The 19,049-nt window shown below is 38.7% G+C and carries 23 protein-coding genes; 5 read left to right on the forward strand and 18 right to left on the reverse strand.

The genetic code is table 11. The features are described from left to right. Positions 1–11: 11 nt before the first annotated feature. Positions 12–1,199 carry an acetyl-CoA C-acetyltransferase gene (locus HMPREF1210_RS04725; protein ID WP_016427471.1) on the reverse strand — a complete coding sequence of 396 codons (1,188 nt, stop codon included), beginning with the start codon at positions 1,197–1,199 and terminating at the stop codon, positions 12–14. Positions 1,200–1,281: 82 nt separating this feature from the next. Between HMPREF1210_RS04725 and HMPREF1210_RS04730 the strand changes: the two genes are divergently transcribed. Both HMPREF1210_RS04730 and HMPREF1210_RS04735 read left to right on the forward strand, forming a co-directional pair. Then, positions 1,282–2,184 carry a hydroxymethylglutaryl-CoA lyase gene (locus HMPREF1210_RS04730; protein ID WP_016427472.1) on the forward strand — a complete coding sequence of 301 codons (903 nt, stop codon included), beginning with the start codon at positions 1,282–1,284 and terminating at the stop codon, positions 2,182–2,184. 11 nt (positions 2,185–2,195) lie between these two features. Then, positions 2,196–3,128, forward strand: a complete 933-nt coding sequence (locus tag HMPREF1210_RS04735; RefSeq protein WP_016427473.1) for an alpha/beta hydrolase — start codon at positions 2,196–2,198, stop codon at positions 3,126–3,128. A gap of 74 nt (positions 3,129–3,202) precedes the next feature. Here HMPREF1210_RS04735 and HMPREF1210_RS04740 read toward each other — a convergent pair whose 3' ends face one another. The 6 genes from HMPREF1210_RS04740 to HMPREF1210_RS04765 all read right to left on the reverse strand — a co-directional run bounded on the left by HMPREF1210_RS04740 (position 3,203) and on the right by HMPREF1210_RS04765 (position 7,462). Then, positions 3,203–3,421: a YneF family protein gene (locus tag HMPREF1210_RS04740; protein ID WP_016427474.1), complete on the reverse strand. Its 219-nt coding sequence runs from the start codon at positions 3,419–3,421 to the stop codon at positions 3,203–3,205. Positions 3,422–3,499: 78 nt separating this feature from the next. Continuing rightward, positions 3,500–3,955 (reverse strand): sporulation inhibitor of replication protein SirA, encoded by a 456-nt coding sequence (gene sirA / locus HMPREF1210_RS04745; protein WP_016427475.1) that lies wholly within the window; start codon positions 3,953–3,955, stop codon positions 3,500–3,502. A 134-nt stretch (positions 3,956–4,089) separates the two neighbouring features. Further along, positions 4,090–6,096, reverse strand: coding sequence for a transketolase (gene tkt / locus HMPREF1210_RS04750; RefSeq protein ID WP_016427476.1), 2,007 nt, complete (start codon positions 6,094–6,096; stop codon positions 4,090–4,092). A gap of 88 nt (positions 6,097–6,184) precedes the next feature. Next, positions 6,185–6,418, reverse strand: coding sequence for a DUF896 domain-containing protein (locus tag HMPREF1210_RS04755; RefSeq protein ID WP_016427477.1), 234 nt, complete (start codon positions 6,416–6,418; stop codon positions 6,185–6,187). A gap of 67 nt (positions 6,419–6,485) precedes the next feature. Continuing rightward, the gene (locus HMPREF1210_RS04760; RefSeq protein ID WP_016427478.1) at positions 6,486–7,145 is read right to left on the reverse strand and encodes a recombinase family protein; all 660 of its coding nucleotides are present in this window, start codon (positions 7,143–7,145) and stop codon (positions 6,486–6,488) included. Further along, positions 7,145–7,462 (reverse strand): LysM peptidoglycan-binding domain-containing protein, encoded by a 318-nt coding sequence (locus HMPREF1210_RS04765; RefSeq protein WP_016427479.1) that lies wholly within the window; start codon positions 7,460–7,462, stop codon positions 7,145–7,147. Before HMPREF1210_RS04765 ends, HMPREF1210_RS04760 begins: the two co-directional genes overlap by 1 nt. Before the next feature lie 170 nt (positions 7,463–7,632). Here HMPREF1210_RS04765 and lexA point away from each other — a divergent pair, with 170 nt between their 5' ends. Further along, positions 7,633–8,253, forward strand: a complete 621-nt coding sequence (gene lexA / locus HMPREF1210_RS04770) for a transcriptional repressor LexA (protein ID WP_016427480.1) — start codon at positions 7,633–7,635, stop codon at positions 8,251–8,253. A 245-nt stretch (positions 8,254–8,498) separates the two neighbouring features. Here the strand turns inward: lexA and HMPREF1210_RS04775 are convergent, their stop codons facing one another. The 3 genes from HMPREF1210_RS04775 to HMPREF1210_RS04785 form a co-directional block, all read right to left on the reverse strand. Beyond that, positions 8,499–8,744, reverse strand: coding sequence for a phage holin (locus HMPREF1210_RS04775; protein ID WP_016427481.1), 246 nt, complete (start codon positions 8,742–8,744; stop codon positions 8,499–8,501). A gap of 178 nt (positions 8,745–8,922) precedes the next feature. After that, positions 8,923–9,993 (reverse strand): 23S rRNA (adenine(2503)-C(2))-methyltransferase RlmN, encoded by a 1,071-nt coding sequence (rlmN, locus tag HMPREF1210_RS04780; protein ID WP_016427482.1) that lies wholly within the window; start codon positions 9,991–9,993, stop codon positions 8,923–8,925. Between the two features lie 189 nt (positions 9,994–10,182). Next, entirely contained in the window at positions 10,183–10,368 is a 186-nt protein-coding gene (locus tag HMPREF1210_RS04785; protein ID WP_016427483.1) for a hypothetical protein, read from the reverse strand. A gap of 280 nt (positions 10,369–10,648) precedes the next feature. Here HMPREF1210_RS04785 and HMPREF1210_RS18180 point away from each other — a divergent pair, with 280 nt between their 5' ends. Then, positions 10,649–10,819 (forward strand): hypothetical protein, encoded by a 171-nt coding sequence (locus HMPREF1210_RS18180; protein WP_016427484.1) that lies wholly within the window; start codon positions 10,649–10,651, stop codon positions 10,817–10,819. Positions 10,820–10,960: 141 nt separating this feature from the next. On the opposite strand, the gene glnA is transcribed toward HMPREF1210_RS18180, so the two are convergent. The 3 genes from glnA to HMPREF1210_RS04800 form a co-directional block, all read right to left on the reverse strand. Continuing rightward, a complete protein-coding gene (glnA, locus tag HMPREF1210_RS04790; protein ID WP_016427485.1) occupies positions 10,961–12,295 on the reverse strand; it encodes a type I glutamate--ammonia ligase in 1,335 nt (444 codons plus the stop codon). Positions 12,296–12,341: 46 nt separating this feature from the next. Continuing rightward, on the reverse strand, positions 12,342–12,722 hold the full coding sequence (locus HMPREF1210_RS04795) for a MerR family transcriptional regulator (protein ID WP_016427486.1): 381 nt from the start codon (positions 12,720–12,722) through the stop codon (positions 12,342–12,344). A gap of 111 nt (positions 12,723–12,833) precedes the next feature. Next, positions 12,834–14,099, reverse strand: a complete 1,266-nt coding sequence (locus HMPREF1210_RS04800; RefSeq protein ID WP_016427487.1) for a methionine gamma-lyase family protein — start codon at positions 14,097–14,099, stop codon at positions 12,834–12,836. 155 nt (positions 14,100–14,254) lie between these two features. On the opposite strand from HMPREF1210_RS04800, the gene HMPREF1210_RS04805 reads away from it, so the two are divergent. Continuing rightward, a complete protein-coding gene (locus tag HMPREF1210_RS04805) occupies positions 14,255–14,872 on the forward strand; it encodes a trimeric intracellular cation channel family protein (protein ID WP_016427488.1) in 618 nt (205 codons plus the stop codon). Between the two features lie 26 nt (positions 14,873–14,898). Here the strand turns inward: HMPREF1210_RS04805 and HMPREF1210_RS04810 are convergent, their stop codons facing one another. From HMPREF1210_RS04810 to HMPREF1210_RS04830, 5 genes are all read right to left on the reverse strand, one after another. Further along, positions 14,899–15,198, reverse strand: a complete 300-nt coding sequence (locus tag HMPREF1210_RS04810) for a rhodanese-like domain-containing protein (protein WP_016427489.1) — start codon at positions 15,196–15,198, stop codon at positions 14,899–14,901. A 70-nt stretch (positions 15,199–15,268) separates the two neighbouring features. Further along, positions 15,269–15,496 carry an RNA chaperone Hfq gene (hfq, locus tag HMPREF1210_RS04815; protein WP_016427490.1) on the reverse strand — a complete coding sequence of 76 codons (228 nt, stop codon included), beginning with the start codon at positions 15,494–15,496 and terminating at the stop codon, positions 15,269–15,271. A gap of 67 nt (positions 15,497–15,563) precedes the next feature. Continuing rightward, complete coding sequence (gene miaA / locus HMPREF1210_RS04820) at positions 15,564–16,484, reverse strand: tRNA (adenosine(37)-N6)-dimethylallyltransferase MiaA (protein ID WP_016427491.1); 921 nt, start codon at positions 16,482–16,484, stop codon at positions 15,564–15,566. Further along, positions 16,481–17,401 carry an alpha/beta hydrolase gene (locus HMPREF1210_RS04825; RefSeq protein WP_016427492.1) on the reverse strand — a complete coding sequence of 307 codons (921 nt, stop codon included), beginning with the start codon at positions 17,399–17,401 and terminating at the stop codon, positions 16,481–16,483. Before HMPREF1210_RS04825 ends, miaA begins: the two co-directional genes overlap by 4 nt. After that, on the reverse strand, positions 17,401–19,044 hold the full coding sequence (locus tag HMPREF1210_RS04830) for a glycerol-3-phosphate dehydrogenase/oxidase (RefSeq protein WP_016427493.1): 1,644 nt from the start codon (positions 19,042–19,044) through the stop codon (positions 17,401–17,403). Before HMPREF1210_RS04830 ends, HMPREF1210_RS04825 begins: the two co-directional genes overlap by 1 nt. Between the last annotated feature and the right edge of the window lie 5 nt (positions 19,045–19,049).

Genomic DNA, 19,049 nt, shown 5'->3' on the forward strand with positions numbered 1-19,049 from the left:
TCACCTTCTACCTATGCTCTTTTCACAATTGTAGCGACACCTTGTCCGCCACCAATACATAAAGTTGCTAACCCTGTCTTCGCATCTTGTCTAGCCATTTCATGAAGCAGAGAAACGAAAATACGTGCACCACTCGCGCCGATTGGATGTCCGAGAGCTATTGCACCACCATTAACATTCAGCTTGTCATGATCAAATGCAAGCTCGCGATCTACAGCAATTGATTGTGCTGCAAAAGCTTCATTTGCTTCCACTAAGTCAATATCCGCCATTGATAGGCCTGATTTTTCAAAAACATTTTTCACTGCTTTAACAGGGCCAATTCCCATAACGGATGGATCAACTCCAGCTGATGCGTTCGCTACGATCGTTGCTAATGGTGTTAAACCTAACTCATCTGCTTTTTCTTTAGACATAACGATAACCGCTGCTGCTCCGTCGTTAATACCGGAAGCATTCCCAGCAGTGACACTGCCTTCTTTTTTAAACGCTGGTCGCAATTTACCTAACTTCTCTGCTGAAGTCCCACGTTTTGGATATTCGTCCGTATCAAATACGATTGGGTCTCCTTTGCGTTGTGGAATTTCGACAGCAACGATTTCTTCTTTAAATTTCCCGCCGTCAATCGCCTGAACTGCACGTTCCTGTGAACGAGCTGAGAATTCATCTTGTTGTTCACGTGTAATTTCGTAACTGTCACATAAATTTTCTGCTGTTATGCCCATATGGTAATCATTGAAAGCACACCATAAGCCGTCAGAAATCATGCTATCCACCACTTTTTGGTCGCCCATTCGGAAACCTTCACGCGCATTTTTCAACAAATACGGAGCTTGGCTCATGTTTTCCATTCCACCTGCCACAACAATGTCCGCATCTCCTGCGATAATAGCCTGTGTTGCCAAATGAATCGCTTTCAATCCTGATCCACACACTTTATTAATTGTCATGGAAGGAATTGTTTCATGAAGACCTGCAAGAATCGATGCTTGTCTAGCAGGGTTCTGTCCCAAACCAGCTTGCAAAACATTCCCCATGATCACTTCACTCACTTGATTTGGTTCTAGACCCGCTTTTTCTAATGCTTCTTTTATGACAATCGCACCTAACTTTGTAGCCGGTACGTCTTTTAATGCCCCTTGGAAAGAACCTATTGCTGTACGGACAGCACTTACTACAACCACTTCTCTTGTTGACATTGAAAATCCCCCTAATCCCCTAAGAAAATATATTTGCTAGCACCCCTATCTCATCATTACAATAGAATAAAGGAGGGATGATATGTTTAGTTTACCAAACAATGTGACAATTATCGAGGTCGGTCCAAGAGATGGTCTTCAGAATGAGAAAAATGAGGTTTCAACCGAAAATAAGCTTGCATTTATTCAAGCATTACAAACAGCTGGAATAGAAGAAATGGAAATCACTTCGTTTGTATCTCCAAAATGGGTCCCACAAATGGCCGATGCAACCGAGATTGTACAAGGGGTTCACAAGCAAGGACGTCAAATCGTGCTAACACCCAACTCTAAAGGAGTGGAACGTGCACTTTCTGCAGGAGCAAAAAATGTAGCAGTTTTTGTAGGTGTCAGTAATACATTCAATTTAAAGAACATAAATAAAACAACGGCGCAAAGCATGCAGGAATTAAAACCTGTTATCATCGATTTAAAACAACAAGGAATTTTTGTTCGGGCATGTATCTCTACGGCTTTTTATTGTCCGTATGAAGGGAAAATCGACATTAATGAAACGGTGGCTTTATGCAAAGAGTTCGCAAGCTGGGGTATTGACGAACTTAGTGTTGCCGATACAATCGGCATGGCGAATCCACAGGAAAGTTATGAATTATTCACATTACTGATTCGCGAAATTCCACAAGTTTTGATGAATGCACATTTCCACGACACACGAAAAATGGGCTTAGCAAATATTTACGCGGCTCTTCTTGCAGGTGTAACACGATTCGATACATCAGCTGGTGGACTGGGTGGTTGTCCTTTTGCGCCCGGGGCAACAGGAAATGTAGCAACTGAAGATGTCGTGAATATGTTACATACAATGGGAGTAAACACAGGAATTGATCTGAATAAATTATGTAAAGCGGTTTCTATTATAGCTCCTCACGTTTCGAGACCGATAGATACGGGCATGTTTAGATTATACGAATTAAATCAAGCATAGGAGGATTTCCCATGAAGCGTCGCATTCTTTGGATCACCAGTATTCTCTCGAGTATTATGACCGCAGGAGCGGCGATTTTTGGTTTTGTGTTTACAAACCGACTCATGTATCTGAAGAAAAAAGATGATGCGTTTATATTAAATCGTGAAATTACTGCGAAAAGATTCGATGAGGCTTGGTTCAATATTGTACGAAAAACGGAGAAATGGATTGACAGCCCTAATGGCTACCCAGTTAAAGCAATTTTCCTGGAACCTTTGGATACAAATAACTTCGTCGTCATTTGCCACGGTGTCACAGAAAACAAAATAAATTCAGTAAAATATGCCCGTCTCTTTGAACGGTTGGGTTTTAATTCAGTTGTATATGATCATCGTCGGCATGGTGATTCTGGGGGTAAAACAACGAGTTTCGGTCACTATGAAAAAATGGATTTACAGGTAATAGTCAACGCAGTTAAAAACTATGCCGGTGAAGACGCAATCATTGGGATTCATGGGGAGTCGATGGGAGCCGCTACAACCATTCTGTATGCTGGAACTTTGGAAGATCAAGCTCATTTTTATATATCTGATTGTGCGTTTTCAGATTTTACCGATCAACTACTGTACTTAATGAAAAAAGAAACACCACTTCGTTCAAGTCTTGCAATAAAATTGGCGGATGTCTTTTTACGGGTACGGGACGGATATTCCATGAAACTTGTATCACCTAGAGAAGCAGTATCTCATATCGAGAAACCGGTTTTATTCATTCATAGTTTACCTGATGATTTCATTTTGCCTGAAATGACTAAAGAGCTGTATGAGTTGAAACAAGGACCAAAACAATTAAAACTATTTGAAATTGGTCCCCATGCACAATCATATAATCAAAATGCTGAGGAATATGAAAAAACAGTCGCAGAATTCCTTCACACCTATGATCTTTTACCAACATTATAAAAACATAAGTCGTATTACCTATAAGAACTAGATATAATAACCAATAAAAAATAGCACTCACGGAGTGCTATTTTTTATTTTTGCATTTTATTCATTTGGTTCATCATTTGTTTCACTTGTTTTTCAGATGGTTTACGACCCATTTGAGCCATCATCATGCGAAGCATTTGTTCATTGATTGGTGGGTTCTCTTTTAAATACTTCATCATATATTGACGGGCGCCATAAAAACCGATTACAGCTCCACCTACTAACGCCACGATGATTAAAGTAATTGCTAACCATAATTGCATTGTTGTTTTCCCCCTTCTCGGTGATTAACCTTACTTTCTATCTCCAAGAAGGATTATACAACAAAACCCTTCTCCTTACTAGGCGAAGTCTAGAATTTCTGTAAATGAATGAATGGATCCTACTTTGATTGGCTTAAGCCAGCCAAAGGATGCTTCTTCTTGCTGGAAAGCCATATAGCAATCACTAGAATCGGAAAACCCTGCAAATAAATCCAAATCAAGCATATGGGACCCCTTACACCACACATGTACACAATATGGTTCAAACTTCATTTGAATGGAGCCTTTTAATGGATGTTCAAGCAACAGTTTATGCATATCCTGTTCGTTATGCGAAAACAAACGACTTAGTTTTCTCTCCAAACTTTGTTTGATGAATTCTTCATCTATTTTCTCGCACACATATGTCATCTCATTATGGTCCTGGTTACTTTGCATATTGTCTCTTCCCAGTATTTCCTGAAGCATTTTTTCCCGGCCTAAAACGAAAGGTTGGTATGCTTTTTTAATGTGAAAAATTTTATATGTGCGCATATGTTAAACCCCCACTTTTTTTATTAAGTATAAAGGGTGCTCTTCGCTAAAGTTGTCGAACTGCGATTCTGCTTGGTCACTTTTATTGACGAAAAAAAACAAGCAGTGGCGAATGCACACTACTTGTTTTTTTATTATTTATTCAATAAAGATTTCACACGCGCTACTACGTTTTCTTTAGAGAAACCAAATTCTTTCATAACGATTTCTCCTGGTGCGCTTGCACCAAAACGATCGATTCCTAACACACTGCCTTCGTCACCTGTGTAACGTTCCCAGCCAAATGATACGCCCATTTCGATAGCCAAACGTTTTTTGACCGTTTTCGGCAAGACACTATTTTTATATTCGGCATCTTGCTGTTCAAAGCGATCCCATGACGGCATCGAAATAACTGCTACATCAATTCCTTCTTCTGCTAACAGTTGTTGTGCATCCACAGCAAGTGAAACTTCAGAACCAGTTGCTAAGAGCAATGCGTCTGCCAGTTCTTTGTTTGCAGGAGAAACAACATAAGCCCCTTTTGCAACACCTTCAGCTGCTCGAGCAGCAGAGTGTTCTAGAACCGGTAAGTTTTGTCTAGATAAAATCAACGCTGTTGGCACTGATTTAGATGAAACAGCTAATTTCCAAGCTTCTGCCGATTCGTTGGCATCTGCCGGACGAATGACGGACAAGTTTGGCATAGCACGCAATGATGCCAATTGTTCAACCGGCTCATGCGTTGGACCATCTTCTCCAACTGCAATACTGTCATGTGTAAATACATAAGTAACAGGAAGTCCCATTAATGCTGATAAACGTACAGCTGGTCGTACATAATCGCTGAATACGAAGAATGTACCGCCAAATACGTGTAAACCACCATGTAGGGCCATACCGTTCAAGGCAGCACCCATCGCAAATTCACGAACACCGAACCAAATGTTACGGCCTTCGTACGAGTCACTTGAGAAATCACCCGCACCTTTGATTGTCGTCTTATTTGAACCAGCTAAATCCGCACTTCCTCCGAAGAATGAAGGGACAGTTTTTGCGATTGCATTCAAAACGTCACCAGAAGATGAACGAGTTGCATGAGAAGTACCAACTTCATAAACTGGAATTTCTGAATCGTAATTTTCAGGAAGATCCCCTTTAATTGCAAGCTCCAACTGTTGTGCAAGCTCTGGATATTCTGATTTATAAGATGCAAATTGTTCGTTCCAAGAAGCTTCATTTACCCCGCCAAGTTTTTCAGCTGACTCTTTGAAAGCAGCATAAACTTCTTCCGGTACATGGAAGTCTTGTTCGAAAGTCCATTTGTAGCTTTCTTTTGTAAGCAGTGCCTCATCTTTACCTAATGGCGCGCCGTGAACATCTGATTTACCAGATTTGTTTGGAGAGCCAAAACCAATGATCGTTTTCACTTCAATAAGAGTTGGTTGTCCTTTATGGTTTTTAGCCGTTTCAATAGCATTTGAAAGATCTTCTAGTGAATTCCCATCTGCTACATGCAAATAGTTCCAACCATAAGACTCAAAGCGTTTCTGAATTTTTTCAGAGAAAGATTTATTCAAATCCCCGTCCAACGAGATATCATTACTGTCGTACAATACAATCAGTTTATCCAATTGCAAGTGTCCTGCTAGTGAAATGGCTTCCGCAGCAACACCTTCCATTAAGTCCCCATCACCACATAAAGCATAAGTGTAATGATCTACAACTTCATGGTTCGGTTTATTGTAAACCGCAGCTAAATGGCGCTCAGCCATTGCCATACCAACTGACATAGCTATCCCTTGTCCAAGTGGTCCTGTTGTAGCTTCAACTCCAGCAGTATGACCGTATTCAGGATGTCCTGGTGTTTTAGAATTCCATTGTCGGAAGTTTTTAAGCTCTTCCATTGGTAAATCATAACCACCTAAGTGCAATAAGCTATAAAGCAACATGGAACCATGGCCCGCTGATAATACAAAACGGTCACGATTAAACCAGTTAGGATTTTCCGGATTATGACGTAAATGTTTCGTCCAAAGAGTATAAGCCATAGGGGCTGCACCCATTGGTAAACCTGGATGACCTGAATTTGCTTTTTCAATCGCATCGATTGATAACGTGCGGATAGTACTGATGGCTAAATGATCTACGTGTTGAGACATACTTGACATCCTTTCTGATACAGAAGTTTTCTTCATTCCTTAGTGTAGTCAACTTTTGATAAACTGACAACGGTTAGCAAATGTTGATTTAATTCAGAAATTTCTTTTCTTTTAACGCTTTCACTTTATCTGGTGTAACATCATTTCCTTCTGGATCAACCACTTTAACATTTTCAATGGTACTTCTCATAGATGAACGAAACGTTTCAAGATATTCTTTTCGTAAGGACGTTTGTTCTTTCGCTTCTTCTATACTAAGACCCACAGACTTGGATTTTTTGGACAATTCATTAATTCGTGAAATTTTATCAGGAGATAACATTCAATACACACCTTCCTTCTAATAACCTTATTAAAAGGTATGCAAAAAAGACTTGGAGCGCAAGTATTTAGCCTCCAAATCTTTCTTTATACTCAATATATCTTCGATGAACTGTGGCTTTGCTCACAGGAAAACCGAAACCTCTCAGTGTCGAAGCAATTTCTTCATAGGTCAGTCCGTTATTTCGCAATTTCACAATTTCTTCGATAGGAATATCTTTTCGTTCTCTTCCTTCTGGATTCCCTTGATCTCTGAGATTTTTTTCAGGCTTGAAACCGTGTTCTACTGCCCTTCTCATCCCTCTACGAATTTTCGCATTATGCAATTTCCGTTGGTATTCTTCTACCAGCGCTAAAATTTCCAACATCATCGTATCCATTTCATTCAATCGGATTGAACCGCCATCGTTTAAAGAAATAACTTGAACCTCTAATTTTTTTAGCATATGTAAAATAGCCATTCGTGAATTGCCTCGTCCCAACCTTGTTTCATCCTGAATTAAAACGGTTGAAATTGAATGTTGTTTTACATAATCCAGTAAATCAAGCAATCCTTCTCGTTCTACAGAGTAACCACTATGTTGATCAATGAATACGTCCCAGACAAAATAATTCTGTTCTAGAGCGAACTGGCGTAATTCTTCTTCTTGGCGGGACAGCGACGTCTCCTGAGCCTCTTTTTCCGTACTGACACGGCAATATAATACAACGGAATTAGAATTATCCATCACTCTGTGTCTCCCGCATATTCCACTCCATGATCTGGTGCGTATTGCTGTAGAGAGTCTGGAATAATTAAAGAATCACCTGAATGAATCATTTGTGAATTTAGGTTGTTTGCTACCATCACTTCAGAAATCCAATCCTGTTTTGGTGTATTACCACGATATTTTTCAGATAGCGTCCAGAGTGTATCTCCGTCTTTTATGTAGATTTCATTGTAAGATTCCTCATGGTTAACATTAAAGAGCACAAAAAATAGTGTGCAACCCAAAGTTACTGCTACTAATAAAGAAATAAATTGATTGTTTTTTATCCAATTCATGTTGTTTCCTCCTCGAACCGAATGTTTGTTCGGAATATATGCTCTCACTATAAACCGAACACTTGTTTCTTGTCAACAATAATTAGAACCTATGTTTGCATTTTTACAGTCGGATTGTTATACTACTCTTAGATGAAAGAGACAACCATTTAGGTGAAGAGGTGAACTAGTTGAAAAAAGTTTCGAAACGACAAGAAGATATATTAGCTTTTATAAAAGATGAAGTTCGAAAAAAAGGGTATCCACCTTCCGTACGTGAAATCGGCGAAGCGGTTGGACTTGCTTCTAGCTCGACAGTTCATGGTCACTTAGCTCGATTGGAAAGCAAAGGATTAATAAGACGCGACCCTACAAAGCCACGTGCTATTGAAATTTTAGAGCTTGATAACGTTACAGAAATACGACCAAACGTTGTTAATGTGCCTTTGATCGGTAAAGTTACTGCAGGATTGCCTATTACTGCCATTGAAAATATTGAAGAGTTCTTCCCTCTTCCTGAGACTTTCGGAACTTCAGAAGACAATCTCTTCATGCTGGAAATTATGGGAGATAGTATGATAGAAGCCGGAATTTTAAATGGTGACTATGTTGTCGTGAAACAGCAGCAAACTGCAAATAATGGTGATATCGTTGTTGCCATGACTGAAGATGATGAAGCTACTGTTAAACGGTTCTTTAAAGAAAAATCATATTTCCGCCTTCAACCTGAAAACTCATCAATGGAGCCAATAATCGTTGAACAAGTTTCGATACTTGGTAAAGTCGTTGGGGTTTATCGTCAAATCCATTAAATTATTAATAAAAGGCTGGTCCATTTGTCTAATGCATAGACTTTGGATTAGCCTTTTTTGTGAAATTATATCAATTGTATGTAAATCTTAGTTGAATTATCACTCTTAAAATAATCTTGTAGACTTATGGTGACTATGCTATACTAGTAAATGAGCCGATATCACGCCGACTGACATTTTCATCTTCAGTCGGCCTTTTTGTGCACTTTTTTTGTGTTAAACTGAATTTCCGAAATTTTAATAGTTTACTTTAACCCTTTATCCTTTAAATACTGTGTATTTCTTCTTGCTTTAAAACGAACATCATTGTTTTTCCACCAGGCCCACATAGATGCTGCAAAAGTAATGAAAGCCGTAATCTCCGTATCACTGATGGGCAATGGACTATTACCTTTTATGACCAAATATTGATTGAGCCAAGCTAATAAAAGAACTACTGTCCGAACGATCATCATTTTATCAAACGGGGCGTGATTATTTGTTTCGCTCACAAGTAAACCTCCTTATTATTTTGGTGTTAGCTCATCATATGACAATAAGTTGGGAGCTAGTATTAATTCCCTTATTTTTTTGAAATAAAATTGGATATTTCTTTTGATTCCACTAAAAAAATTCACAAAAAGACGAAAAACGCCCCATATATGGAGGCGTTTTTCGTCTTTTGTTTAATTATGTTGTCGCTTTATCAGCTTTTTTTATTTGTTTACTTCTTAACTGACCACATGCAGCATCAATATCTGCACCTTGTTCATGACGTACTCCACAGTTAATTCCTTTTTTCTTCAGTGCATCGTAAAACGCACTGATTGCTTCTGGCGTACTTTGTTGATATTGGCCGTGCTCATCAACCGGGTTATAAGGAATTAAATTGACATATGAAAGGTGACGCTTGTTTTCAAGCAATTTGGCTAGTTTCACCGCTTCTTCCACATGATCGTTTACATCGCGTAACAGGATATATTCAAATGTAATTCGTCGGTTTGTTTTTTCTAAATAGTAATCAATCGCATCCATTAATTTTTCAATTGGATAAGCTTTATTGATTTTCATGATTCGTGTACGCAATTCATTTGTCGGTGCATGAATTGAAATTGCGAGGTTAACTTGCAAACCTTCATCAGCATAGTCATAAATTTTAGGAACAATACCACTTGTTGATACGGTGATATGACGCGCCCCAATCGCAAGTCCTTTTTGTGAGTTTACTACATTTAGGAAACTCATCAAATTTGAATAGTTATCAAAAGGTTCGCCAATTCCCATTACAACAATATGGCTCACTCTCTCGTCTTTTTTCACTGTATCCAAATGTTGCTGAACTTTCATGATTTGCTCCACAATTTCTCCTGAAGATAAATCACGACTCTTTTTCAGTAAACCACTTGCACAAAAACTACATCCGATGTTACATCCAACTTGCGTCGTCACACAGACTGATAAGCCATACTTGAATCTCATCAGAACAGTTTCAATTAAATTTCCATCTTTCATTTTAAACAGGAATTTAATGGTACCGTCTGCAGATTCCTGCTTAACGCTTTGTTCTAGTGTATAAAGAACGAAGTTTTCTTCCAGTAAATGAATACATTCTTTACTGATGTTTGCCATTTGTGAAAACTCAGTAATACGCTTTATATATAACCAATCCCAAATTTGCTCTGCTCGGTATTTTTTTTGTCCGTTATCTAAAAGCCATGCTGTCAGCTGTTCCAATGTCAATCCAAAAATAGATGTTTTCATTTGATATCCTCTTTTCATAAAACAAAATCAGTACTCATTCTACTAGAAACAAGCGAACATAACAACTGATTGAATTTTCAATGATACTTTCTTTCATTATGAACTTAAACACATTCTTTATTCTCGAATGAATTTTATCCACTTTATGAACAAAACCCTACCGAATAATAAGTAGGGTTTTGTCAATGCTTACTTTATATGTGCTTTAATCCACCAGTCGATATGATTTAGTTCAAATAGAAGGATAACGCTTATAGGACTTATGTGAAGTACTTCTTTTCGCGCCATAAGATCGATTAAATTTTCTTTAGTCATTGGGTAATTTACTGAATCGAAATAAGCCATCAAACTTTTAACACCTTGGACTTTTCGCAATTAATCACCTCCCGCTAAAAAGAAGGCTTAACGACAGTTACTAAATTCATTACTCATACTACTTTATACCCACAAACTGTACATTTAACCCAATTACAAACCTATTGACTAAGAAAAAATATTATATTTTATTAATTCTTCTCGTCTGTCATATAATTTAGATTTTCTTTTCAGGTAGAAATTAGCTAATTTTGGGAACAAGTTTAATCAAAGTTCCCTTGCAGTTGTAAGAATAAAACCTTCTATACAGAGCACATTAGACTCTAGGAGGTGAACACCCATGAAAAACAACAAAAAAACATTGAATGAAAGAACGCATAACCCCTTTGGAACCTACAAAACCCCCAACAATCAGAAAGAGGAATTTGCTGTTACAGAATTTGATTCCAACCCTAAAAATATTGTTAACAACAAAAACAAGAATCAACAAACCAACAAGATAAATAAATAATACGATTTAAAGGTGAGACCTATATGGTATCTCAACCTAATTTATGTTGTATCCTAAATATGCAAAATTATTGCAGGTCTTTCATGAATTTTTTTCCGTAAAAAAAAACGTTGGAAGTCTTAAAGACTCCAACGTTTTTTCTTAGTACATTTTCAAATATTGTTCGCGTTCCCATGGGTGTACAGACGTACGGAACATATCCCACTCGATTTCTTTGGAATCTACGAAGTTTGCATATATATGCTCACCCAGCGCTTCACGTATCGTACTATTTTTTTCAAGTTCTTCTAAAGCTAGGTGTAAATTAGCTGGAAGATCCTCTACACCATTTGCAAGACGTTCTTCTTTATTCATTACATAAATGTTGCGATCAACTGCTTTTGGTGGAGTTAGTTTGTTTTTCACTCCATCAAGACCAGCTTTTAATATTACTGCCATTGCTAAGTAAGGGTTAGCAGCTGGATCCACTGAACGCACTTCTACTCGTGTACTTACTCCGCGTGAAGATGGGATACGGATTAGTGGGCTACGGTTTTGTGCAGACCATGCAACGTAACATGGAGCTTCGTATCCAGGTACTAGACGTTTGTAAGAATTTACTGTCGGATTAGTAATCGCTGTAAATCCTTGAACGTGTTTCAGAATACCTGCCATGAATTGATAAGCTGTTTCACTTAACTTCAGGTCACCCGTCTCGTCAAAGAACGCATTCTCTTTACCTTTAAATAATGAAACGTTCATATGCATCCCTGATCCATTCACACCAAACAATGGTTTAGGCATGAATGTCGCATGCAATCCGTGTTTACGGGCAATTGTCTTAACAACTAATTTAAACGTTTGAATATTATCACATGCAGTTACAGCATCTGCATATTTAAAGTCAATTTCATGTTGACCTGGAGCTACTTCGTGATGAGAAGCTTCGATTTCAAAGCCCATTTCTTCTAATTCTAGAACGATATCACGTCGGCAGTTCTCCCCTAAATCCATTGGTGCTAAGTCAAAATAGCCACCAGCGTCATTTAGTTCAAGCGTAGGCTCACCGTGTTCATCTAATTTGAATAAGAAAAATTCTGGCTCTGGCCCTAAATTGAAATCTGTAAAGCCTAACTCTTCCATTTCTTTTAATACACGTTTTAAGTTACTGCGGGGATCTCCTGGGAATGGTGACCCATCAGCTTTATTTACGTCACAGATCAATCTTGCAACTTTCCCTTTACCAGTAATCCACGGGAAGACTACCCATGTGTTCAAATCTGGCACTAAATACATATCAGACTCTTCAATTCGTACGAAACCTTCGATTGAAGAACCATCAAACATCATTTTATTGTCGAGAGCTTTCTCAAGCTGGCTTACAGGTATCTCAACATTTTTAATCGTCCCAAGAATATCAGTAAATTGTAAACGGATAAAATTAACCTCTTGCTCTTTAACAAACTTATGAATGTCGCCTTTTGTGTACTTGCTCACTTCTTGTCACTCTCCCAATTATTATTTATATATTTATAATGCTCGTTTAATGGTAAAAACGAGATAAATCCCCTTGTCTTAAAGAAGCCTTCTGATATCTTCCTGCCTGTTGCATTTCCATACGTAAGATATTACGTAATTCAGCATCCGTTAATTGAGCTTTCGCTTCCTGGATAATTGGCTGGTTTTTCATTTCAAACAATTTCTTTATTCCAGCCATATTGATTCCTTGCTCAAGAAAATCTTTGATTTCAAGTAGAGTGTCGACATCAATCAATGAAAACATTCGTCGATTACCTTCAGTACGGGCTGGATGTATCAAATCATGATCCTCATAATAGCGAATTTGCCGTGCAGTCAACTCTGTCAGCTGCATGACGATGCTAATTGGTAATAATGGCATTGACCTTCTTAATTGCTGACTCACAAAGCTCACCTCCGCTTTCACAAGTCTTATCATAATATATGTGAGGTTTCCTGTCAAGTTCATGTCATATTATCTAACATGAAAAAAATCCTCCAAAATAGGAGGACGATTTTATTTTTCAAGATCTTCTGATTGCAATTGTTGTACCGCTGACAGAATCGCGAATTTCACATGTTCATATGTTAATCCACCTTGGATATATGCTGTATAGGGAGGTCTGATGGGACCGTCTGCTGTTAATTCGATACTGGAGCCTTGAATAAAAGTACCGGCAGCCATAATGACATCATCTTCATATCCTGGCATATATGCGGGCTCGGGTGCGAAATGTGCATTAATTGGAGAATTGGCTTGAATAGCTTTGCAAAAACGTATCATTTGTTCAGCCGTTTTAAAAGATACGGACTGGATGAGGTCTGTGCGTTTTTCCATGTAATGAGGAGACGTATCCATGCCGATGCTTTCAAGCATCGCTGAAGTAAAGATGGCACCTTTGACAGCTTGTGCAACAACATGTGGTGCCAAGAAAAATCCTTGATACATATCAGCTAATGTATTTAAGGATGCGCCTGCCTCTCCTCCTATACCCGGAGAAGTCATGCGGTAAGCACACATATCTACATACCTTTTTTTACCAGCAATATATCCTCCGATTTTTGCTAGGCCACCCCCTGGATTTTTAATAAGGGACCCGGCCATCAAATCGACTCCAACGTTAGTCGGTTCAAGCTCTTCTACAAATTCTCCATAACAGTTATCAACAAAAATAATAGCTTGCGGTTTTAAGGTCCGAATTTTTTTTGTCATCACTTCAATTTGTTCAATGGTAAACGACGGGCGGTTTGCATACCCTTTTGAACGTTGAATTGCTATGACTTTCGTTTTCTCAGATATGGCTAGTTCCACTTTGGTCCAATCGATTTGTCCGTCTTCTTGTAAATCGACATGTTGATAGGAGATATTAAAGTCCTTTAATGACCCCGTGTCCTTTTCTCCCCCATCTACAATTGATTGCAATGTATCATATGGCTTACCTGTTATATATAATAGTTCGTCACCAGGACGGAGCACTCCAAATAAACTGATTGTTATAGCATGTGTTCCGGAAATAATCTGTGCTCTGACGAGTGCTGCTTCGCTCCCGAACACTTCAGCATAAACTCTTTCCAGATTATCTCTTCCTTCATCGTCGTAGCCATACCCAGTCGAAGGATGTAAATGAAAATCGCTGACTTGGTTATTGCGAAATGCAGTAATAACTTTTTCCTGATTAAAAAAAGCGATATGATCAGCCGCTTCATGTTGAGCAGAAACGAGTTGTTCCATTTGCTTGGCTTCATTTAATAATTTTGGTGTCAAAATTGTTCGAAATGTCATGATATATGCCTCAATTCTTCTATTTTCCTTTTTCATCTTATCAGTCCCACTACTATCGTCAACTAATTATATTGATAGCTAGCTGAAAAGTATTGTAATTAACTGAAAATCTGCTACAATTTAATCCGTTCTATTGAATTCTGGAGGAATGTGAAGTGGCTTGGGAAGTATTAAGTATTATTGGAACAATTGCGTTCGCGGTTTCTGGTGCAATTGTTGCCATGGAAGAAGAATATGATTTATTCGGGGTGTATTTACTTGGAATTGTAACAGCCTTTGGTGGTGGAGCAATTCGAAATTTACTTATAGGTGTACCGGTATCTGCACTTTGGGAGCAGGAAATGATGTTCCAAATTGCCTTTGTTGCGATTACCGCAGTCTTCTTATTCCCACAAAACTTATTGAAACATTGGAATCGTTGGGGAAATTTCTTCGATGCAATCGGCTTGTCTGCTTTTGCCATTCAAGGTGCCTTGTTCGCTGTTCAGCTCGGATTGCCAATTAACGCAACGGTAGTGGCTGCTGTCCTGACTGGTTCGGGTGGTGGTATCGTCCGTGATGTCCTAGCGAAACGAAAACCTTTAATCTTGCAAAATGAAGTATATGCAGTATGGGCAGCGATTACTGGATTAGTTATTGGGGTGGGACTAGCCGAAAGCGACGTATCACTTTATGTATTGTTCATGATTACAACAGCTTTACGTGTTGTTTCATATATGAATAAATGGCGCCTGCCATTTCGTTCTTTACAACAAACTGAAAAAACAGCTTAACTCATTATTCGAGTTAAGCTGTTTTTTTATAGTTCTACTTCACCTTTCCAATCCAACATGCCACCAGAAAGGTTTGTTACGTCAAAGCCTTGTGATTCCAAGAACTGACAAGCTTGTCCACTGCGTCCACCAGAGCGACATACTATGACATATTCTTTCGTTTTATCTAATTCTTGGTGTTTATATTCAACTAACCCCAATGGTAAATGTTGCGCACCAGGAATCATACCGTTAGCAACTTCATCAGCTTCACGTACATCTATCATATGAACTGTTTCCCCTGCATCAAGTCTTGCTTGTAACTCTTCAGGTTGAATCGTTTTCATGTTTGTTCCTCCAATCAATTAAATACAACCCTTATGATATATCCTAGCGGGTATACAATCAAACAATTGATTATGCTTCGTCAGTGGAAATAGAAATTGCTTTCGCCGGTACAAACGTAGAAATGGCATGTTTATAAATCAATTGCTGCTTCCCTTCTGATTCCAGCAACACTGTGAAATTATCATAAGATTTAATAAGTCCTTTTAGTTGGTAACCGTTTAATAAAAAGACCGTCACAAATATATTATTTTTTCTTACTTGATTTAAAAATGTATCTTGCATATTGATCGATTTCATTGTTTAGTTCCTCCAATTTCAACTCACGTATTGGTTGTAAATTTATTATCACTGATAGTATTCGCTTTTAATGATGGGATTCCTGCATAATGCTCGGAAGAATTTCCGATAAAGTAATCTCTGGTTCAATCCAAACGACAGGCAGCTTATTGCGGAAATAAGTTAATTGTCTCTTTGCATATCGGCGTGAATTTTGCTTAATTTGTTCGATGGCTTCTGCCAATGAAATTTCTTCTCTGAAATAAGAGAATATTTCTTTATAACCAATAGCCTGTACTGACTGAGTATCCCTGATATCATTATCCCATAGAAGCTTCGCTTCCTGGACCAAACCTCGTTCGATCATGCGGTCGACACGCAAATTAATGCGCTCATAGAGAATTTCCCTTTCAACATCAAGTCCGAGAATCACATGCCGATACATAGGTTCATGTCCCTGGTTTTGTGGTTCGGCAGATTTAGTTGTATCCGAATGCTCTGCGATTTCTAACGCCCTTACCACTCTGCGTGTATTATTAGGATGAATCTCCGCGGCACTTCGAGGGTCCACCTGTTTAAGTTTCTCATGCAACGCAAGGGGGCCCAGTTCTGCAAGTTGTTCATAATATTTGTTGCGGATGGTCTCATCAACCCGCTCCTCAGTAAATTGAAAATCATATAAAACAGATTGTACATAAAGCCCGGTACCGCCAATTAGAATAGGCAATTTTCCTTTTGCTCTAATTTCTGCGATTTTTGCTCGTACTATTTTTTGGTATTCTGCTACCGAGAAAGATTCATCTGGCTGTTTTATATCCAGTAAATGGTGAGGAATCCCTTCCATTTCGTCTGATGTGATTTTGGCTGTGCCGATATCAAGTCCTTTATAAACTTGCATGGAATCACCATTAATTACTTCCCCGTCCAGCAATTTAGCAAGCTTAATTGATAGGGCTGTTTTACCGGATGCGGTAGGTCCAACTATGGCTAACACTTCTAATTCATTCATTTTTTCTCCATCCAATTAATAATGAGTTCAAATGTTTCTTCTTTATTAATCTCGTTTAGTAATTCGTGTCTTTTTCCTTCAATTAAAACAACCGTAATATCAGTAAGTCCTGCTTTCTTATATTTTTCAGCAACTTCCCAAAGTTGATTACCATTTTGACTGACGGGATCCAACGCACCAGATATCATCAAAATTGGGAGTTGTTTTGGAATGTCATCCATCCCTTTCATTTCATGTATCTTATTTATGCCTGTGATTAAATCAACAAAGAATTGGTTACTTGCTACAAATCCACAATAAGGATCATCAATATACTTTTGGACTTCAACAGAATCTGTCGATAACCAATCAAATTCTGTTTTAGCATCTATAACACCTTTATTGAATTTTCCGAACGTCAACTTGTTCAATAATGGATTCTCAATTTGAGTTCCTTTTACTCGAGCAAATCCCTTGGCGATCAATTTCCCAACTTTACCAGAGAAACCAGCAGGACCTCCTGTACCAGATAAAACGATTTTTGAAATGGAGTGGCCATATTTTTGTATATAGCGTCTGCCAATGAATGAACCCATGCTGTGAGCAAAAAGAATGGGACTTTCACAAGTAAAATCTTTTCTAACATCCTGTAAAACTTCCCGGACATCTTCTGTCACTCGATCAAAGCCGTCCTTTTCTGCAAAGAATCCCTTTTGATTATTTTTTTGTCCAGTGAAACCATGCCCTCGATGGTCATGCCCAGACACGACATATCCTTTGGTAACCAAAAATTGTGCAAACTCTTCATATCGTCCGATATGCTCCGCCATGCCATGCAATATATGGATATGACCAATTGGTGGGTTCTGGGGTTTATAGACAACTGTATAGACTTCATGTCCATCTGACATCTTTACATAATGGATGCTTTTCGTCATTATGCATGCTCCTCTCGGAATGATGTTGCTGCATTCAGTTGATTTTCTAAATCAACAAGATAATATTCCAATTGATCTTCCGTGTAGCCAAGTTGTGCTTTCATCATTTGACACACTTGTTTTTTATACGAATAAACTTCTTCAATGTTGAAATATAAATCTCCAGTTCTACGGACAAAAAAATCTGACGGTGTACAAGTCATTTCGAATTGTATTCCATACGCAAGTCTAGCAGCTAGTGGCAGTGGCAAATCAAAGACATTTCCCTGTAGAACGCTCGCGTAGGCAAATAAATGATCGACATTTGTTCCATAAAAAGATGCCAGTTGGAGAGCCTCGTCATACGTTAAGCCATACCGTTGACCTTCCAGAGCTTTCATTTCAACAAAAGATGAAAAACGATTTGATCCACCTACATCTCCCCCTGATAATGGAAGATTTTTTGTTATGGAGGCACCATAAGAAAAAGTGGATTTTTTAATTACACGATCGACAACCATCTCCGCCATTTTGCGATATCCTGTCAGTTTGCCACCAGCAATCGTAATCAGACCGCTTGACGATTCCCAAATTTCATCTTTGCGGGAAATTTCGGATGGATCTTTTCCTTCTTCAAAAATAAGTGGCCTTACACCGGCCCATGTCGACTCAACTTGTTGCGGAGTCAATCTTATACTTGGAAACATAGATGTAATGGCTTCTAATATGTAAGTCACATCTTTACTGGTTGCAACAGGATTCTTCGGGTCATTGTCGTAAAATGTGTCCGTGGTACCGACATAGGTTTTGCCATTACGGGGTATCGCAAATATCATGCGCCCATCGTGTGTATCAAAATAAACCGCTTGCTTTAACGGGAAATCCGTTTGATCCACTACAACATGTATACCCTTTGTCATTCGAAGCTGTTTGCCATTTTCAATTGAATCTTTTGCACGGACTTGATCTACCCAAGGACCAGTTGCATTAACAACCTGAGTGGCATGAATCGTCGCTAGTTCTCCGGATAGTTGATCTACTACTTCTACGCCGACATTTCGACCTTGTTCATAAATGAAGGACTCGGCTTTCACATAGTTTACGCAAACGGCTCCTTTTTCAGCCGCTTTTTTTATGACTTCAATTGTCAAACGCGCATCATCAGTACGATACTCCACGTAGTATCCCGCACCACGAAGTCCTTTTGTTTTCAACAGGGGTTCTTTCTTCACCGTTTCTTCTGATGTTAACATTTTACGGCGTTCATCCCGTTTGACTCCCGCCAAGAAATCATAAACGCGAAGTCCGGCTGAAGTCGAAAGCGGTCCAAATGTTCCGCCTTTATGAAACGGTAATAGCATCCACTCTGGTTCTGTTATATGAACTGCATTTTCATATACGATTTCACGCTCTTTCCCCACTTCCGCCACCATCTGAACTTCGAATTGCTTCAGATAACGAAGTCCTCCGTGAACAAGTTTGGTGGATCGACTGGACGTACCTGCAGCGAAATCCTGCATTTCAACTAAAGCTACTGACAGACCTCGAGTGACGGCGTCAAGTGCAATTCCTGCACCCGTAACCCCTCCACCGATGACTAATAAATCGAATTGAAACGTATTTAAAGTCTTGATTTGTTTTGGACGTCCAATTGCTGAAAACATGACGA

The organism is Paenisporosarcina sp. HGH0030 (assembly GCF_000411295.1).
GTDB lineage: Bacteria > Bacillota > Bacilli > Bacillales_A > Planococcaceae > Paenisporosarcina.

Bases quoted from the DNA above. Each gene is read 5' to 3' on its own strand.
- rlmN (WP_016427482.1), bottom strand. From the start codon at position 9,993: ATGAAAACATCTATTTTTGGATTGACATTGGAACAGCTGACAGCATGG.
- HMPREF1210_RS04800 (WP_016427487.1), bottom strand. From the start codon at position 14,099: ATGACATTTCGAACAATTTTGACACCAAAATTATTAAATGAAGCCAAG.
- HMPREF1210_RS04725 (WP_016427471.1), bottom strand. From the start codon at position 1,199: ATGTCAACAAGAGAAGTGGTTGTAGTAAGTGCTGTCCGTACAGCAATA.
- HMPREF1210_RS04830 (WP_016427493.1), bottom strand. From the start codon at position 19,044: ATGTTTTCAGCAATTGGACGTCCAAAACAAATCAAGACTTTAAATACG.
- HMPREF1210_RS04825 (WP_016427492.1), bottom strand. From the start codon at position 17,401: ATGACGAAAAGCATCCATTATGTAAAGATGTCAGATGGACATGAAGTC.
- hfq (WP_016427490.1), bottom strand. From the start codon at position 15,496: ATGAAATCGATCAATATGCAAGATACATTTTTAAATCAAGTAAGAAAA.
- tkt (WP_016427476.1), bottom strand. From the start codon at position 6,096: ATGTCTCAACACGTAGATCATTTAGCCATCAGTACTATCCGCACGTTA.
- HMPREF1210_RS18180 (WP_016427484.1), top strand. From the start codon at position 10,649: ATGAAAAACAACAAAAAAACATTGAATGAAAGAACGCATAACCCCTTT.
- HMPREF1210_RS04760 (WP_016427478.1), bottom strand. From the start codon at position 7,145: ATGGATAATTCTAATTCCGTTGTATTATATTGCCGTGTCAGTACGGAA.
- HMPREF1210_RS04730 (WP_016427472.1), top strand. From the start codon at position 1,282: ATGTTTAGTTTACCAAACAATGTGACAATTATCGAGGTCGGTCCAAGA.
- HMPREF1210_RS04810 (WP_016427489.1), bottom strand. From the start codon at position 15,198: ATGAAAACGATTCAACCTGAAGAGTTACAAGCAAGACTTGATGCAGGG.
- HMPREF1210_RS04735 (WP_016427473.1), top strand. From the start codon at position 2,196: ATGAAGCGTCGCATTCTTTGGATCACCAGTATTCTCTCGAGTATTATG.
- sirA (WP_016427475.1), bottom strand. From the start codon at position 3,955: ATGCGCACATATAAAATTTTTCACATTAAAAAAGCATACCAACCTTTC.
- miaA (WP_016427491.1), bottom strand. From the start codon at position 16,484: ATGAATGAATTAGAAGTGTTAGCCATAGTTGGACCTACCGCATCCGGT.
- HMPREF1210_RS04755 (WP_016427477.1), bottom strand. From the start codon at position 6,418: ATGTTATCTCCTGATAAAATTTCACGAATTAATGAATTGTCCAAAAAA.
- HMPREF1210_RS04765 (WP_016427479.1), bottom strand. From the start codon at position 7,462: ATGAATTGGATAAAAAACAATCAATTTATTTCTTTATTAGTAGCAGTA.
- HMPREF1210_RS04740 (WP_016427474.1), bottom strand. From the start codon at position 3,421: ATGCAATTATGGTTAGCAATTACTTTAATCATCGTGGCGTTAGTAGGT.